Below are 17228 nucleotides of genomic sequence, written 5' to 3'. Positions count from 1 at the left end.
GCCTGCGCCGATGGTACTGCACTGCAATGCGGGAGAGTAGGAGGCCGCCTTCTTTCAACGACCCTCAGGATGTATGTCCTGGGGGTCGTTTTTCCTGTTGCCCCTTCCGTAACAGCCCTTTCCTGTCGGTGTCTTGTTGCCAGTCTGCATCCCCTCCAGTCCTGCCGTCCCCCACGGACACGGCCTGTCCGCTGGTGCTGTGCGGCATTTGTATGGCTGGAGTGCCTTGGCAGGGAATCTTTATAAATGCGGTCTTTACGGTCGGGCATGTTCCGTGTAACCGGTAATTGGGGCTGGACATCAATGCCGGCATCGCTACTGTCTGCCGCATATGGGCCTTCTGCCTGCATGTCTTCTTCACAGCTTCGTTATTTTTGTATGTCGTTGTCCACTGCCAACATATCGCCTGACATGGCCTGCTGTCTGCCTCTGCCTGGTGGCTGTTAAGCCGATGCCAATGCCATATGTTTGGTGTCGTCCTTCCGGATTGGCTTGTGGATGCCGACAGGCGTTGATGGAGTATTTTTCAAGTTGTACTGCCTATAGAGTAGATGACATGAAGGGCGTTGCATCTCTTTTCTCTGTTGCTGTACGCACTTTTCCTCGTTTTAGTGAGTGGGGGTATGATGGTGTTCTTATTTTATTATTGGTGTCCGGTAAAACTTTCAAGCCTTATTTGATTTTTATTTTCCTCGTACAGCCGATGTCTTGAAAGTGTATGGTGAAGATAAAACTCCATTAGAAGAGCCTAAATTGTGCAAATATGGCATCCTTGTAAATAAATACCACACGAAAGGAGAACATTTTTACCGGACAGCCTACGCAATCACTGAAACAGGGGGATTGTCAATGTATAAAAACACTCAGAATAGCCAGTTAAACACGTTTACCGGACGCCAATATTATTTTATATGTTCTGTGTGACAGGTGCTGTAATTGGATATTGTTGTGTGGTGAGTAATTGTAGGCGGAGTCAAGACTGCATGATAGTATTTATGCCAGTGTTGTTTTGATGGTATTTAGTAATGCATACAGTACCGTTCAAAACGAACTTGTGGAATCATTTATATTCACTCCTGATTACTTTATATTGGCATTTCTATATGTCTCCTGATGACATGTTATATGTTCTATGCTGCTCTGTGTATTTGATGTAAGAACCACTTGTGTTGAGTCTGATGAAGGGAAACCTGTACTTTCCATGCTTGTGCGGAAGAATTTTGTTAAGGAAAATGGATGGAAAAAAACATAAAAACTAGAAATTAAGAGAACAAAAAATCATGTATTTGGTTGATTATTGCTAAAAAAGTTGTTTTTAATTGCAGAAATTACGAAATATGGGTTGAAAATCCAAAATAAAATATTAATTTTGTAGAAAGATTTCATTGCTGGATTATAATGTGAGAGATTATTCCGGTAATTAGTATTAGTTTTTTAGTGAAAAAGCATAATGCTTTCTGAGATTTTTATATTAAGATTAATATGAGAGCACAAAAATTATTTAGAGAGTGTATTTGCCACTTATTTGTGGTAGATGCCAATAACATAGCATAGACAGAGGAAAGTGACGCTGGATAGCTCTAAATCCCTTTCTATAATCAAGGAAAACAAGTGTTTTCCTAATGAAGTTCATGTTTCCAAGGTTGATTGTAAGTCGACCTTGGGAATAAAGTTTGTGTCAGAATGTGAACCTCAATCTCTTGACTCTGCATTTGGTAAATTGCAGCCATGGGGATATATTTATATCCATAATATGGCAGTAAAGGCATTTGAGGAGAAGGTTATGGAATATAATGCCAGTCACAATGATTCTCAGCATACTTGTTTTGTTCATCGCTCTTACCGTTATAAGGTGAAAAAAACAGGAAATGGTGCTAAGAAGGAGTTGTGCCAGACAATTAGCGGTTTGGTGTTTCTTCAGGGTAGAACCAAGGAACTGCAACTTTTCTTGAAGGAGAACTTTCCACAGTACCATTTGGTCAATGATTGCAGTACAGGGAGACCTGCTTCCATAGCGGACAGTGTTATGAAACCTTTTATGGCTGTCATACAGGCTAAGCCTGAGAATGTCACTTTCCTTCGTGAGCCTTTTCTGAAATTTGCAAAGAATCATGTCCGTTTGCGTGTGTTGTCAGGATTGTTCAAAGGACAGGAGGGATATATTGTCCGTATTGACCGTGACCGCCAGCTTGTCATGGAGTTTGCCGGCTATGCCGTCGCCATCCGCGGGCTTCATAAGGAGGATTTTGAGGAGGTGAAGGAGTAATCTGTACCTGTTAAAGAAATTATTGCTACTACGACAGAGCGAAGTTGTATTATTAGTTTATAGTAGACTGTAATGACTGCTTTCCATAAATGTATATACAGACTCAAGAACTCTCTTTGTTTCTTGATAAAGGGTCATTTGGAATATAGCGCTGAGGAAGAAGAGGTAAAACGTATTTTCGGGAAAGACGCAGATTGTGACTATTTGGTAAAATATGAAACGGTTGAAGAGGAAGAGGCCAGTTCCACTGCCGGTTATATTGTTTTCATAGATCATGAGAATGATATAGACTGGAAAATTCAGGGAGGCTGGGACAAAGAGTGGAATCAGGAGGACAAAAAAGCTTTTATTTGTAATATCTCCAAGTTAAATGTTGCGGAGAAAATGCCATGCCCTCTACTTCGTTTTAATACCGTCAGAGCGTATAAAATACTTCTCGGGCAAGGTGTGTCACAGTGTTGCTGTAAGTGTTTTGAAGGCATAGATGATATAATCAGGAAAGCCGATGACTTCCGTCGGGAGCGGAATATGGAAGCTGCCCGTATGACCTGTCTGTTAAGCGGTTCTGTCTTTGTGATGATGTTGTTTGGGACTCTTGTAGCCATGATGCTCACGGACTTCCTTCCCGACCACTTTCTCCTGTGCAAGACATTGTTCTGTGCTTCTTTGGGAGCATTCGTATCTATATGGACACGTTACGGGAAAGTGGAAATGACAGGAGAAAGTCCGCGTAGCCTGCTTGTTCTGGAAACCACATGCCGTATTGTTGTTGGCATGATTTCAGGTTTTGTAGCAATGAAAGCCCTTGAAACAGGAATGATACTGAAGACTCTTTACGAGAATAATACGTCATGCACGGTGGCTCTTGTCGCCTTTTGTGCGGGCTTTAGCGAGAGGTTTATACCATCAATAACAGAACAGGTGCAGAAGAAGGAATAGTGAACAGGAAGGTTTTATTAATAGGATACAGTGGTGGCGGTCAGGCTCCATTACTCGGAATGAAAAGTGATTTTAAGGCATTTGCCGGATTCTTTCGATCAAACCATGGCGGAGCATACAATGATGATGAAATAGAATCCCATATTAATCTTACGCGGCAGCAATTTTCTGACATCGTACGTGTATTGCATATTAGGCACATCTCGTCTGTAGCGATAGTGCTGTGTCTCCATGGAGGTTCGGATAAATACGGACAACCGTTTTATTGTTTTTCCGATGGTAATAATATCTATTTGCATGAGATAGAGGATATGATGCGTGGCATACCTGCTTTGGTGATAGCCGACAGTTGCAGGGAACGCTGGCTGGAGCCAATCAGTGAAAGCACAGAAGTAAGAATGTTCTCGAAGGGAGGTGGTATACAGTCTTCACGGGAAGTTTACCGTGCGCTGTATGATTCTTATATCAAGGTTCTGAATGCAAATACATTTACTGTGGGCTTTGCTTGTGCCGATAACGAAGTTGTCGATGAATCATCCCGTGGAGGATTGTACAGCCAGACACTTATTGAGTGTGCAGAAACCGTAGCCCGTCAATTGGCTGACAGCAGGGACAATATGGCAAGCTTTTCTTATATCCATTCTCTTGCAGAACGGGTACTTGCCTCTACAGACCAGAATCCGGAATACAGAGGCACACGTTCACGGTATCAGTTTCCTTTCGTAGTACAGCCATGAATATAAAGCGCAGACTTTTAATAATACCGAATGATGGCGGAACGGGCAACCATCTCAATGGGGTTGCCAAAGATATTGAAAATACCGTCAGTTTCTTCACTTCCAATGAAGGTGGGGCTTGGGAGACATCAGAAATTGTTCGTTTGCCCAACCGTCCTCTTCTATCCGTTGTAAAGACGGCATTGTATGATGCACGGAAAACGGCTGATTATGTTCTTGTCATTTTTACAGGACACGGTTATGAAACTCCGGACGGCATTATTAAGTTTGAACTCAATAATCTTGCCTCTATATCGATAGGTGACATACGCTCCGTCATTTCTCCTGTGCCTCTTCTTATCATCGGCGACTGTTGCAGGGTAATATACAAAGAGAGAATATTTGAAGCTAAATCTCAAATACGCATGTTCTCCCATGGAGGTGCCGTTCAACCAAGGGAATATTACCGTAGGCAATATGATAATGCTTTGTCAGCACTTCAGCCAGACGCTTTCCAGTATGGGCTTTCCTGCAGTCGTGATGAATCATCACAAGATACATCCTCTGGTGGGCTGTATCTTACATCCCTGTATGAGACAGCCGGGAGAGTCGCCAGTGCCGAGCTTAACGACACATCGTTTATTATCCGCTCTTTTGCATACGTCCATGACCGTGCCGAGCAGGCAGTCTCCCGTAATCGTTACTCACAGCATCCGCAAAGAGGCGGAGATTCTCAGAGTATATTTCCGTTTGTAGTGTTTTGAAATATGGATATTTTTTGAATAGTTTTGCTTTATGGTGATATCGCTTAAAGGCGGATATTTGTATCTCATAGACCTAATCTCATCAGGAATTTAATCCATTTATTAGTACGACTGATAGTATAATTTGGTTTTTTCCCTTTTGTATTGGGGGGGGAAAATATATTTTTTACGGTTATGAACGTATCTTCTGATAATAAAAGATTGGCAAAAAATACTCTCATTTTATATATGAGAATGTTTTTAACAATGGTTGTTGGCTTTTATACAAGCCGAGTCGTCCTTAATACATTAGGGATTGTTGATTATGGTATATATAATGTTGTTGGAGGTATTGTCGGCGTGTTATCAATGCTTAATAGTGCAATGGCAGGAACAACACAACGGTGGATAACAATGGCTATAGGAGTAAATGATTCTCAATATTTAAGAAAAGTATTTGCTGTTGGTTTAACGGCACAATGTATAATAGGTCTAATAGTCTTTATATTAATGGAATCAATAGGATTATGGTATCTATATACTCATGCTGTAATACCTGTAGAACGAATTGAAACTGCATTTTGGGTGTTTCAAATATCAGTATTCACTCTTTTACTAAATATTATTAATGTACCATTTTTAGGAAGTATTATTGCTCATGAGAAGATGGGAGTTTTTGCATCATTTTCCATTGTTGAGGTCTTTGCAAAATTGATAATATGTTTTATGTTGAGTATTACATTATTTGATAAATTGTTAGTGTATGCCATTCTTTTATTTCTGGCAAGCATGATAAATTTCTTTTGGTTGCATATATATTGCCAAAAGAAAATACCTGAAGCAAGATTTATTTTTGGTTGGGATAAACAAATGTATAAGGAAATGTGGAATTTAACATCTTGGACAATGGTAGGGCATATTTCTTTGATAGGTTATACGCAAGGAATAGTATTGTTGATAAATATGTTTTTTGGTCCAGCACTGAATGCCGCTTATAGTATAGCTAATCAAGCCACAAATATTATAAATCAATTTAGTAGTAGTTTTCAAACTGCAATAAATCCTCAAATAACGAAAAATTATGCATCAAAGCAATATGGTGAAATGCATAAATTGATATACAGAAGTGCTAAATTCTCGTATTTCTTAATGCTTGTTATAGCTGTTCCTTTGTTTTTTGAAGCAAATTTTTTGTTGAGAATATGGTTGGGAAATGTACCTGATCACTCTGTTGCTTTTATGAGGTGGGGTATATTTATTGCGATGCTGACTGCAGTTAGAAATCCATTGGTAACCGCTGCTATTGCGAATGGACATTTAAAAAAATATCAATTGGTGGTTAATGGAATTTTGATAATGGTGGCTCCGCTTCTTTATATTGCCTTTAAATTAGGGGCATCGGCAGAGTGGGCCAATATAATTCTGCTGATAGCTATGTTTTTGGCAGTATTGGCGAGTGCCTTTATGCTACAAAAAATGGTAGCGTTAAATTTTGGTACTTTTATTAAGGAAGTTGTCTGTCGTATTATCATTGTGAGTATTTTTTCTTTTGTAATACCTCTGCTTCTTTACACACAGATGAACGAGGGGTGGAACCGGCTATTTGTACTTGGTTTGTGTTCTGTTATAGTATCTTTTATGTCCATTTATTTCGTGGGATTGACGGCTCAAGAAACTCGGTTGGTAAGGGAACTGGTATCGAAAAAAATGAATAAAATATTTGTTAAGTGAAAAAAAACAATTTACTTCATCATAATTTGGTGGCAATTAAACAGTAAAGTCAGGAAGTATGAACAAAAAAACGTGCCAACCCCGTAAGGGTAATATAGATTTGCTACGTTGCATAATGTCTTTTTTTGTGATTTGCATACATTGCAAATTTCCATATAAAGATAGTGTAAGAGAGATTATTGATATTGCGGTTCCTGTATTTTTCTTGATTTCAGGATTCTTGTTTTATACGCCTGATATTTTAAGAGAGAAAACCAAAATTGAGAAAATGCTGAGAAGCGTATTACTTTTATTGATACAAAGTACTACTCTTTATATGTTCTGGAGATATTTTATCTGTTCTATTTGCAATTTAGATTTTTGGCAGTTTGATTTCTTTAATTTTCTGTCCTGTGATAATCCCTTTGGTGCTCATTTATGGTATCTGCATTCTTATTTCGTATTATTGATAATTTTATTATTGCTCAATAGATTCAAGTTAACAATTAGTGGTATTCCTGTTTGGATAGTGTTACTATTAATGATTTCGGAAATTCTTTTAGCACGGGAAGGGCATTATGGATTATTGTATGGAATAAAACGTGTGTTTTGTGTTGCTATGCCATTCTTCCTTATAGGAATTTTGATTAACAAAAATAAGAATTGTATTTTTGAAAAGGGTAAATGTTATCTATATTTTTCGGGGGGGGTAATTTGTCTTTACAACATATTCGTAGGGGTATATACATTCTCTTATTCTTGGTCTACTGTTTGTTTGGCCATTATAATGTTTATGGCATTACTTCAGATGAATATAACGGATAATATATTTTCAAAGATAGGACTTAGAAACTCTTTGCATATTTATATAGTACATTGGATTATTATAGATATTATGAATAATATTGCAAAGTTTGTTCCAGACTTCAGCCTGTTGAATGATTACATGCAGCCGATATTGGTGTTTGTAATATCATTGATATGTTCAGAATTATATATGACAATGAAAAATCGTTTTGTTTGTATTTTCAAAAAATAATTTATGCGTCCATTACATATTATTATGCCCATGGCTGGTGAGGGCAGCCGTTTCTTGAAAGAAGGCTGGACTACTCCCAAGCCGTTGATTCAATTAAATGGGATACCTTTGTTCAAGCGTGCTATAAGCAGTGTCAGTGTAGAAAGTGCTCCGATGAAATACTCGTTTATAGTCCGTAAGGAACATATAGATAGATATCATATTGATGACCAAATTCGTGAGATATTGCCTGATGCGAATGTTTTTTCAGTAGAGAAGACAACCCGTGGTGCTGTGGAAACGTGTTTGCTGGCAGAGTCGGCAATAAGTATGGAAGACAGCATAGTGGTTATGGATTGCGATTTGGAATTTCGTAGCAAAGCTTATATACAAAGACTTCAGGAAATCTTAAGTACACCGGTGGAACGGGTGACTGGTGGAATGCTGGTAAGTTTTAATTCGGATATGCCAAAGTATAGTTACGCAGAAATTAATGCAGACGGGAATGTTGTCCGTACGGCAGAAAAAGAAGTTATCAGCAATCATGCACTTTGTGGGGCTTACTTTTTTTCTTCTGCCCAAGGATTCCTAAAGGCCGCGCACAGATTACTGAATGAACCGGTATTTACAAAATCAGAATACTATGTATCCCTCTTGTTTAACTATTTGCTTGCGGATGGAGAGACGGTCGGTCTTGCAGAAATGGAAGAATATTACAGTTATGGGACTCCGGAAGAATTAAAACGATATATGCAATCATGATACGTGCAATTGTAACGGACTTTGATGGAACTCTGGTGGATACGTTTGAAGCTAATTTCTGCGCTTATCAGGAAGCGTTCCAAAAAGAAAAAATAAATCTGACGAAAGCAGAGTACGAAGCATGCTTCGGCCTCCGCTTTGAACGGTTTATGGAAGCTATGAATATAGATGATATTCAGATGTCCAATAGGATACGTGAATATAAGAAGCAATTTTATCCTAAGTACTTCAGCCGGTTAACTGTGAATAAACCTTTGTTGATATTGATAAAAACATTCCGGGGAATGGGTGGATTGTGTGCTATAGCATCAACGGCAAGAACGGAGAATCTGATGAATGTATTGAAGTTTCTTGGTCTGACAGATGAGTTTGATTGTATTTTATCTGGTGCGGATGTGAAGAACGGCAAACCTGATCCTGAAATCTATCTGAAAGCAATGGCACGCTTGGGCGTATCTCCGGATGAAACCATGATTTTTGAAGATTCTGCAGTAGGCATTGAGGCTGCAGAGCAGAGTGGGGCATATTTTATGCGGATAATATTATAAGAAATATTTTATGGAAATAGAAGTGAAGGGGCATAGTGGATGTTCTATCGAAATATTCCGTCAGGGCAAAGAACTTTATATTCTAAAAGGTACGCAAGATTCCAAATATGTGGAACGTCTTTACCGACAGGCGTTGAAACAGCAAAATGCTGCAAAAGAGGAGTATCAGTTTGTCCGTATTCCACAAATTGATGAGATAGAAAAAGATGACAGTCACATGGTGATGAAAATGGAGTATGTCTACTCCCATAATTTTGTTGACCATTTTGAAGCTGCAGGATTTGAGCAAGTCAACTATTTTGTGAAGGCTATCCGTCTTTTCCTGCAACGCGAAATTGAACAGTCTGCCATGACAAACCTGTCCAAACAGATTGTAATGGATAAATTTGACGATGTTGTGTGCAAGGTCAAGTCCAATACGTTTTTTGATATGGATGATGAAATCAAGCAGCTGATAGAGGCTTCCTCCCGTTGTTTTGAGACATTGCCGGAAACGTTACAGATTCCGGTGGGACGTTGCCATGGGGATTTGACTTTCTCGAATATCCTTTTTAACGGCAACAACTATTATTTGATTGATTTCCTTGATTCATTCATTGAGTCCCCATTGCTGGATATGGTGAAATTGCGGCAGGATACTTGTTACCGTTGGAGTACACTGATGTATGATGGCAATTTTGACGAAACACGCTTCCATATAGTAGCCGACTCCATTGATAGTCAATTAGATGCTTGTTTTATGCAATATGATTGGTATAAGAACTATTATAATGCATTCCAGTTGATGAATTTCCTTCGCATCCTGCAATATGCTAAGGAGGAAAAAGTAGTGAACTATCTGAAGAATACCATACAAAGTATTTTGAATCATGAGTAAAATGACTTTGATAGTACCAATAGCTGCTGATACGAAAGAAGGACAGGAGATGCCTTATCTCTTCGGTCTTGACGGCAATGGTTTGATGTACTGCGTGAAAGCAGTGACGGGATTGGATTTGAGTGTATTTGATGCTGTCTATTTCACAATCTTGAAGAAGCATTCCATACAATATCGCTTAGCAGAGATGATGCGTATCCAGTTTGAACGCTTTGGCATTGCTGATAAGGCGTATGTTTATGAATTGGAACAGCCTACAGCCTCTCAACCGGAGACTCTTTACCGCACAATTGTGGACAACGGAATTACAGGAGCGGTACTTTTCAAGGATGCTGACAGCTATTTCACTGCCGATGTACTTTGCGAGAATACCATCTATACTTATCCATTAGACAGTATGCAGATGGTTAACCCACAAAACAAAAGCTATGTAGTAATTGACGATATGTATTATGTCACTAATATCATAGAGAAGAAGATAGTGAGCCGTTTCTTTTGTGCCGGAGGCTATGGATTTGAAGATGTGTGTGAATTTGTACAGGAATACGAGAAACTGTCAGCGTTGCCGCAACTCCATCTTTCGCACATTGTATTCTCGTTGCTGCTGCAACAGGCTCATTTCCGCCCGCACATGGTGAAAGGATATCAGGACTGGGGGACAAGGGATGATTTTCAGAGAAATTACTAATTCGACGGAGAAATGATAATCTTAACTTTGTCGGTGGTGCTGTTGAGTGTCTTCCGGATAATCCGCGAGCCACAAGCTAAACGGTTTGATTTTACGAAAACACGTGGCATATTTTTACGTGCTTTACTGCCACTGTGCATAGTGGCGCATCATGTGGCACAAAAGCATGATTTAATGCCGTCAGCAATCGATTATGATTTGGAATTGATAGGTGCTTATGTGGTCTGTGCCTTCTTCTTTATGTCGGGATATGGCCTGGAATGCAAATACATAGCTGAAATGTCATTGATTCTCCCCCCCCCCTATATTGGGTTAAGGAATTAGTTCTGAGAGTCCGGGCTATTTTGATTCCGACACTTGTGCCTGTCGTTGTTTATTATATAGTTCTTGGACTACAGGGGTACAATGTGCTGGATATATTTGTTGATAGTTTAAAACGTAATGACCATTTTCCGCTTCCTTTTTGTTGGTTTTTGGTTACATTACTCTTTCTTTATGTGCTGTTCTATGCTATGGCAATATTTGCTATGAAATTTTTCTGGGTTAAAGATAATTTCTTTGCGGTGCTGTCGGTATTGCTGTTTCTTGCTATTGTATTGTGTCATATTCTTCATTTCTTGCCTTGGCATTATGCAACAATATTGGCTTTTGGAGTAGGGGTTGGTTATAGAAATTATGAATCGGGTATTTCCCGCAATCATTTTCTTATGTTTATGCCGATACTGCTTTTGGTTATTATGATTAGTTGTATACTGTATTTGCCTGGAACAACCGAGTTGCTTTATGGGTTATGGACGATAGGGTTCTTTGTCGCTTATGCTTTTGTCGCTTTACCGGAAAAGTGTCCTTGGATAGTGCGATTTTTCAGTAATATCAGTTATGAATTATATCTGTGTCAGTGTATTGGTTTCGCACTGATTCCGAAAACTTGGAATCCGTGGCTGATATTTATAGGGGTGTTGTGTATGGATATTTTATTCTCGGTAGCAAGTAAGCGGCTCACGAAACAGATGTTCAGATAAAAAAAGTTTTTAGAATGATAATTAAATAATATTATGCAGATTTCAAACTTGTTCCGCCGTAACTGGTGGGCGATATTTTATTTCAATTTCAAGATGCTGCCATTCAGGCAGGCTATTAAGTTCCCATTTGATTTTTATGGATCTGTAAGATTTCCGGATTTGTCAGGAAAGATAGAAATACCTGATAATATTCATCGTGGATGTTTCCAGTTTGGACAATGTGAGAATGCTATTTTCCCATATTCGAAAATGACAATAACAATTAGGGGACTATGGAAATTTAATGGAAATTTATTTAACCTTGGAACAGGTTCTACGGTTGAAATAAACGAACATGCTGTTCTTGAGACTGGTACTGATGTGTTGATAGCGCCAAAATATAGGATTATTCTAAAAAAAGGAGCAAAGATAGGCAACCATGTACGTATAAGTTGGGAAGGGCAAATGTTTGATTCCAATTTCCATTATATGCGCAATACGTCTACAGGCGATATTCCGTTTATCAATAAAAACATTGTGATTGGAAATAATTGTTGGGTAGGTAATAGGGTTACGATAAATAAAGGTTCTCAACTTCCTGATTATACAGTTGTAGCGGCAGGAAGCCTTACGAATAAGAATTATATCAAAGACGGCAAGACACACCTTACTCTTGCTGGAAGTCCAGCAAAAGTTGTGGCAGAAGGATTTGAACGAATCTTCGAAACATTGGAAGAACCTCTTTGCATAGAACTGAACGAACGCGAATACAGAGAAAATCCATGAACATAGGAATAACATATTGCGGGCGTGAGCGCAAGGGGCTATGGAGCGGTACATGGGATGCTTTTGACAAGTATTTTTCCCAGCATCCTGACATTGAGAAGGTAGAGTGGGCGTCAGTATTTCCACACATACCAACATGGTATCAGAAATTATTGACATTATATAGTCGCTGCTTCTATACGAAAGATGGAAATCCTTTTGAACAGCAGATGTATCCGCTTTTCAAGAATGAAACGCTGAGAGTGGTCAAGAGGATGGAGTCTGAATGGATTATTGCGAAGACCATTACCGATGAGTTTCCGGCAAATAAGAAATACTGCACGTATGTAGATGCCGATTTTGAGGAGGTGATGAAGACAGATATCAATCGTAACAAGCCTCTTTTCAATTATTATCTTAATTATTACCATAAAAAAGCCGGAGAGGCTTATCTCAGACAAAACTTGGTGTTTACTCAAAATGAGTGGACACGCCGGTCGTTGATTAAAAAATTTGGTCTCGCAGAAAAGAAGGTTATTAACGTAGGCTTTGGAGTAAGCCTCAAGGCTTATGAAGGAATAAAGAATTATGACAGTAACTTGTTGCTTATTGTTTTGCGCCAACATAATGCCAAGGTTAAAGGGCTTGATTTGCTCATAGAAGCACTTCCATTGGTGCGCAAGCAATATCCTGACGCTCGTTTGGCGATAGTAGGAAACAGTCTATATCAGGGCACAGAAGGAGTTGACTGTTATGTGGATACTCCACGCAGTAAAACTGTAGAACTGTTTGAACAGGCGACACTTTATGTCATGCCGTCGCGCAATGAACCAAATGGTATGACTTACTTGGAAGCTCTTTGCAATAAGGTGCCTTTTGTTGCGCTAAATCGTTTTGCAACACCGGAATTTTCCGGTTATGGTCAATGGGGGTTCTTATGTGAACAGGAAGATGCTAAGGAGTTGGCAGAAACCATAATAAAAGCACTGAGTGATAAAAAACGCTTAAAAGTCATGGGTGAGCAAGGACAGCATTATGTAACTGAGACTTACCGCTGGGAGAAAGTTATTGACAAAATGTATAATGCAATGAACTGCTACGAATGATGGGTAAGGTAGGGATAAATGTACAGCCTTTAGTGAGTGTTATTGTGCCGGTCTACAATGCTGAGCGGTATTTGCTGAAATGTATAGATAGTTTATTAACACAAACTTACTCTAATATAGAACTGCTTTTAGTGAATGATGGTTCTAAGGATGGCAGCGGGAATATATGTGATGATTATGCACGCAAAGATAGTAGAATACGAGTTATTCATTTAGAGAATGGAGGGGTTTCTCGTGCTCGTAACAAGGCACTTGAAATCATGAAGGGAGACTGGGTCTGTTTTGCAGATTCTGATGATGAAGTGACTCCAACCTATGTGCAACACTTTGTAGATGCAATAGAAGATAATGTGGATATCATTATCGCCGGTGCCAAATTTGTGCATGAGGATGGCAGACAGACTGTACTTGGTTATAAAAAATATGGTATTCTGTCGTTGCCGGAAATATTCTCGGATAATGAAATAACGGCACACGGCTATGCATGGAGTAAATGTTATCGTGCCAGCCACATACGCTCAAATACATATAATAAAATGCTTCGCTTCCCTGAAGAAATAAAATTCTCAGAGGATTTGATATTTGTAATGCAATATCTTGCAATAAGTCCTAAGGCGAAATACATATCATCATCGGATTATATCTACTATTTGAGGAGTACAAGTGCAAGTGGACGTGTGTTTCCATTTAAGGTTGAAAATTGTTGTTTGAATAGATATATAGAATTGATACATGAACTATCAAGGCAGGCTGGAATGGAATTGATGGAATTGCAAGCGGTAGGTTCAATATTATCTATGTTGTTTGCACGTGTACGTAATAGTATGTATAGAATAGGTGAATTGAGCAAAACGGAAAGGATTGCTTTTTATCAATCTCAATCATTATCAGTTTACCAGTATATATTACAGAATAATCACTTTTCAAATATATTAGTAAGAATAGGATATATCCTATTTATGCATGGTGCGCATTGGCGGTGGTTAGACGCTTATTTCTATGTTATGATAGGTATAGTAGGCAAAATGGTTAGACGATAATAGTTATTTATGAAAAAGTTTATTGTTTCTTTGCTTAAAGACCCTCCGTTTTATTATGCGCTCATTATTGCTTCAATGTTTGTGGCATCATTGATAGGCAATATTGGTATATTACTATATTATCCGATGTTGTTTTTCTTATGTTTTTTTTATAATGGAAGGACAAAGAACAATATAGGTTCAGTATGGGGAATATTTTTGACAGCGTGTGTATTTAGCGTGCTTTTTAATACAATTCTTCCGGTTTTTAAGGCACCTTACAGGTTGGCAGGTTATTCGATTTTAATATTTGCTGTTACTCCTATATTGTTTAATGTTAAAAAGGCTGTGATGTGTTTCAAGTTACTCCAATATACATGCCTACTATTGGTTGCTGTTGGTTTCTTGAACTATTATATGTATAGAACTGGTGCGCTTGAAATATCAGAAGGCAATCGTGTGTTTGCTGGAACTATTGGCACTAATTTCTTGGGAATGCTGTGTAGTATGGCAATTCTTTATCTCGGTTCACTATTACTTTATCAGAAGGCATTGGACAAAATATTAATTTATTTATTTTATATATTATTGATAGGTCTCCTGCTATGTCTGTTGCTGTCATCATCGCGTAATTCTATTGTGAGTATAATCATTTCGACATTGGTAATGGTTTACATTAAGTTTCAAGGGAAAATAGGCAGTACGCTTGCTGTTTTTGCTATATTAGCAATACTTGCTGTACTGACATTCCCTTTATGGGAAGAGTATATTGTTGGTATTTTGGATAAACAAGGAGGAAACACAGATTCTTTTGATATGCATTCGCGTGAGGCTTACTGGGCAACACGTTGGAAAGAATTTATTTCAAGTCCTATTTTCGGTATCGGATTTGCTTCCGTCTCAAATCCGACACCGTTTTCTTTGATGACAGGAATAGTTGAGACTACTACCGGATGGGGAGGGCTGTTCTCGCAGTTGGGCTTGATAGGTGGCATCCCGTTTTGTGTACTTACTATCCAAAATATGAAATATTTGCTGACTTGCAAGGACGGTCGTTTCGTTCATTGTCTATTAGGGGCATTACTCTCTTTTTTCTGTATTAATTCTATAGGTGAAGGTTATATAACAACTGTTGGATGTCAATTTACTGTTTATTTCTTTTTGACGCAGGGGGTTGTTTATGTACTGCGTAAGAAATGGATTTCTGTTGACTCTTTTGTTCCATTATTTCTAAAATCTACAAAAATATGATACCTAAGATAATTCATTATTGCTGGTTTGGTGCTAATCCGCTTCCTGCTGATTTGCAAGAATATGTTAATGGTTGGAAAAATATGTTCCCTGATTATGAGATCAAGTGTTGGGACGAAAGTACGTTTGATATAGCAAATTCTCTGCCTTTTGTACGTGAAGCTTATGAAGTTAAGAAATTTGCATTTGTGGCTGATTATGTACGAATGTGGGCAATGTATCATTATGGTGGTATTTATATGGATACTGACATAAAAGTTCTGAAGCGGTTTGATGATTTTATGAATTATCGTTTCTTTACAGCAGTGGAGTATCATGAGGACAATGTACGCATCAACCATGTGGAAGATATGCTTACGGCTGATGGGTGCAAGAAAAATAAGAATGACATTATCATTGATATTTGCATAGAATCAAGCATTTTTGCTGCAGAAAAGGGGCATCCTTTTATAAAGGATTGTCTGCATTACTATACAGATAAACATTTTGTATTGCCTGATGGTAGCTATTATGACAAGATAATAGTTCCTGTTATTATGGGACTGGAAGCAGAGAAATACGGTTTCAGATATGTTAATAAATTTCAGGTATTAAAAGAAGATATGCACCTTTTTCCAGATGAATATTTTACTCATCCAAGTAAACAAACCGCAAATACATATGCGTTACACATGGTGAAGAATAGTTGGAAGAAGATGAGTACATTTCAAAAAATATATGCTTCGTTGGCACAAAACAAAGTTGTTAAAAGCATATATGATATATTGGAGAAGATGCCATTTATGCAACGGTTGTTCGATTTGATTCAAAAATACACATGGTTAAAGAAATAAGCGTGTCGAAGCGTATAGTGTGGGTGGATATATGTAAAGGACTTGGTATATTAATGGTTATGATAGTCCATACCGGTGTATCGTCATTGTCCACACAATTGAATTCCTGGATGCTTTCGTTTGTAATGCCTCTTTTTTATATGCTGTCAGGAATGATGTTTAATCCGGATAAGTATGATACTTTCTCCAAGTATTTTAACAGACGCTTCCAAACGTTGGTATTACCTTTCTTGGTATTGAATACGACTCTTTTTTGCTTGGCAAAGTTGATAAATTTATCCAATGTTCAGCCGCATTGGACAGAGTTGTTTACCGGTGTATTAGCGATGTATTTTATTCGTGCGTTGTTTGTATCAGAGATATGGTATTATCTGTTGCAAAGATTTGTCGAAAGGAAATCGGTAAGACTGTTAGTGGTTGTTATGGCTATCATTTTCTGTGATGTTCTGCGAGGGGTAATACCGGAATACATAGGTGATACAAGAAATGAGGCTATAGGTGTGGTTTTGCCAAGTATGCCACTACTATATTATGCTATTGGACAATTATTTCGTACAAAGATTATTTCGTTGGATATAGACTCTCTGAAGCTCTCTGTTATTCTGTTTATAATGCTGATTTCAATAGGAGCTTCTTTGATTCTGATTCCGATTTGTAAAAGTTATTTATACATACTGCCTGCAGGTACAGGCATTATTACGATAGTGTCTTGTTCTATGTTATTATCGAGATACCTAAAAGACGGATTGGTTAATACCGTAACTTATATTGGTACAAATACATTGATTGTGGTAGCTTTTCATCAGATTATTTATAATGGTATGAAGGTGTTCACTCAATATTGGCATCTAACAAAAACTGTAGATGCATTAATTCGGATAGGAGTAATGTTTATAGTTCTTGTTATCATTATTGAGGGGGTGAATAAGTATTTACCATGGGTAGTTGGGAAATTTAAATATTAATCATATTTATGCTGCAATCAT

General features: G+C 38.2%; 17 protein-coding genes. All 17 read left to right on the top strand.

All coding sequences use genetic code 11. The features are described from left to right. Nucleotides 1-1753: 1753 nt before the first annotated feature. The 17 genes from E5358_RS08645 to E5358_RS08565 all read left to right on the top strand — a co-directional run bounded on the left by E5358_RS08645 (nucleotide 1754) and on the right by E5358_RS08565 (nucleotide 17207). A complete protein-coding gene (locus tag E5358_RS08645) occupies nucleotides 1754-2266 on the top strand; it encodes a hypothetical protein (protein WP_135939804.1) in 513 nt (170 codons plus the stop codon). Nucleotides 2267-2404: 138 nt separating this feature from the next. Next, a complete protein-coding gene (locus tag E5358_RS08640; protein WP_135939803.1) occupies nucleotides 2405-3205 on the top strand; it encodes a hypothetical protein in 801 nt (266 codons plus the stop codon). Beyond that, complete coding sequence (locus tag E5358_RS08635; protein WP_135939802.1) at nucleotides 3205-3942, top strand: caspase family protein; 738 nt, start codon at nucleotides 3205-3207, stop codon at nucleotides 3940-3942. Before E5358_RS08640 ends, E5358_RS08635 begins: the two co-directional genes overlap by 1 nt. After that, the gene (locus tag E5358_RS08630; protein WP_135939801.1) at nucleotides 3939-4685 is read left to right on the top strand and encodes a caspase family protein; all 747 of its coding nucleotides are present in this window, start codon (nucleotides 3939-3941) and stop codon (nucleotides 4683-4685) included. The genes E5358_RS08635 and E5358_RS08630 overlap by 4 nt, the downstream gene beginning before the upstream one ends. A 174-nt stretch (nucleotides 4686-4859) precedes the next feature. Next, nucleotides 4860-6395, top strand: coding sequence for an oligosaccharide flippase family protein (locus E5358_RS08625; protein WP_135939800.1), 1536 nt, complete (start codon nucleotides 4860-4862; stop codon nucleotides 6393-6395). Nucleotides 6396-6453: 58 nt separating this feature from the next. After that, complete coding sequence (locus tag E5358_RS08620) at nucleotides 6454-7413, top strand: acyltransferase family protein (RefSeq protein WP_135939799.1); 960 nt, start codon at nucleotides 6454-6456, stop codon at nucleotides 7411-7413. 3 nt (nucleotides 7414-7416) lie between these two features. Continuing rightward, nucleotides 7417-8154, top strand: a complete 738-nt coding sequence (locus E5358_RS08615; RefSeq protein WP_135939798.1) for a glycosyltransferase family 2 protein — start codon at nucleotides 7417-7419, stop codon at nucleotides 8152-8154. Continuing rightward, a complete protein-coding gene (locus tag E5358_RS08610; protein WP_135939797.1) occupies nucleotides 8151-8702 on the top strand; it encodes an HAD family hydrolase in 552 nt (183 codons plus the stop codon). The genes E5358_RS08615 and E5358_RS08610 overlap by 4 nt, the downstream gene beginning before the upstream one ends. Nucleotides 8703-8712: 10 nt before the next feature. Beyond that, nucleotides 8713-9579: a phosphotransferase gene (locus tag E5358_RS08605; protein WP_135939796.1), complete on the top strand. Its 867-nt coding sequence runs from the start codon at nucleotides 8713-8715 to the stop codon at nucleotides 9577-9579. 1 nt (nucleotide 9580) lies between these two features. Then, nucleotides 9581-10267, top strand: coding sequence for a hypothetical protein (locus tag E5358_RS08600; RefSeq protein ID WP_277821231.1), 687 nt, complete (start codon nucleotides 9581-9583; stop codon nucleotides 10265-10267). A gap of 284 nt (nucleotides 10268-10551) precedes the next feature. Continuing rightward, nucleotides 10552-11289, top strand: coding sequence for an acyltransferase family protein (locus E5358_RS08595; RefSeq protein ID WP_135939794.1), 738 nt, complete (start codon nucleotides 10552-10554; stop codon nucleotides 11287-11289). A gap of 33 nt (nucleotides 11290-11322) precedes the next feature. Beyond that, the gene (locus E5358_RS08590; protein ID WP_135939793.1) at nucleotides 11323-12054 is read left to right on the top strand and encodes an acyltransferase; all 732 of its coding nucleotides are present in this window, start codon (nucleotides 11323-11325) and stop codon (nucleotides 12052-12054) included. Beyond that, complete coding sequence (locus E5358_RS08585) at nucleotides 12051-13139, top strand: glycosyltransferase family 4 protein (protein ID WP_135939792.1); 1089 nt, start codon at nucleotides 12051-12053, stop codon at nucleotides 13137-13139. Before E5358_RS08590 ends, E5358_RS08585 begins: the two co-directional genes overlap by 4 nt. Beyond that, nucleotides 13136-14179, top strand: coding sequence for a glycosyltransferase family 2 protein (locus E5358_RS08580; protein WP_277821228.1), 1044 nt, complete (start codon nucleotides 13136-13138; stop codon nucleotides 14177-14179). The genes E5358_RS08585 and E5358_RS08580 overlap by 4 nt, the downstream gene beginning before the upstream one ends. A 9-nt stretch (nucleotides 14180-14188) precedes the next feature. Beyond that, on the top strand, nucleotides 14189-15409 hold the full coding sequence (locus E5358_RS08575; RefSeq protein WP_135939791.1) for an O-antigen ligase family protein: 1221 nt from the start codon (nucleotides 14189-14191) through the stop codon (nucleotides 15407-15409). Next, nucleotides 15406-16242 (top strand): glycosyltransferase family 32 protein, encoded by an 837-nt coding sequence (locus E5358_RS08570; protein ID WP_135939790.1) that lies wholly within the window; start codon nucleotides 15406-15408, stop codon nucleotides 16240-16242. The genes E5358_RS08575 and E5358_RS08570 overlap by 4 nt, the downstream gene beginning before the upstream one ends. Continuing rightward, nucleotides 16227-17207: an acyltransferase family protein gene (locus E5358_RS08565; protein ID WP_135939789.1), complete on the top strand. Its 981-nt coding sequence runs from the start codon at nucleotides 16227-16229 to the stop codon at nucleotides 17205-17207. The genes E5358_RS08570 and E5358_RS08565 overlap by 16 nt, the downstream gene beginning before the upstream one ends. Nucleotides 17208-17228 lie beyond the last annotated feature (21 nt).

The organism is Palleniella muris (genome assembly GCF_004792655.1).
In the GTDB taxonomy this organism is placed as follows: Bacteria; Bacteroidota; Bacteroidia; order Bacteroidales; family Bacteroidaceae; genus Prevotella; species Prevotella muris_A.
Note: the sequence above shows the minus strand (reverse complement) of the source record. Positions and strands in the feature narration are given on the sequence as shown.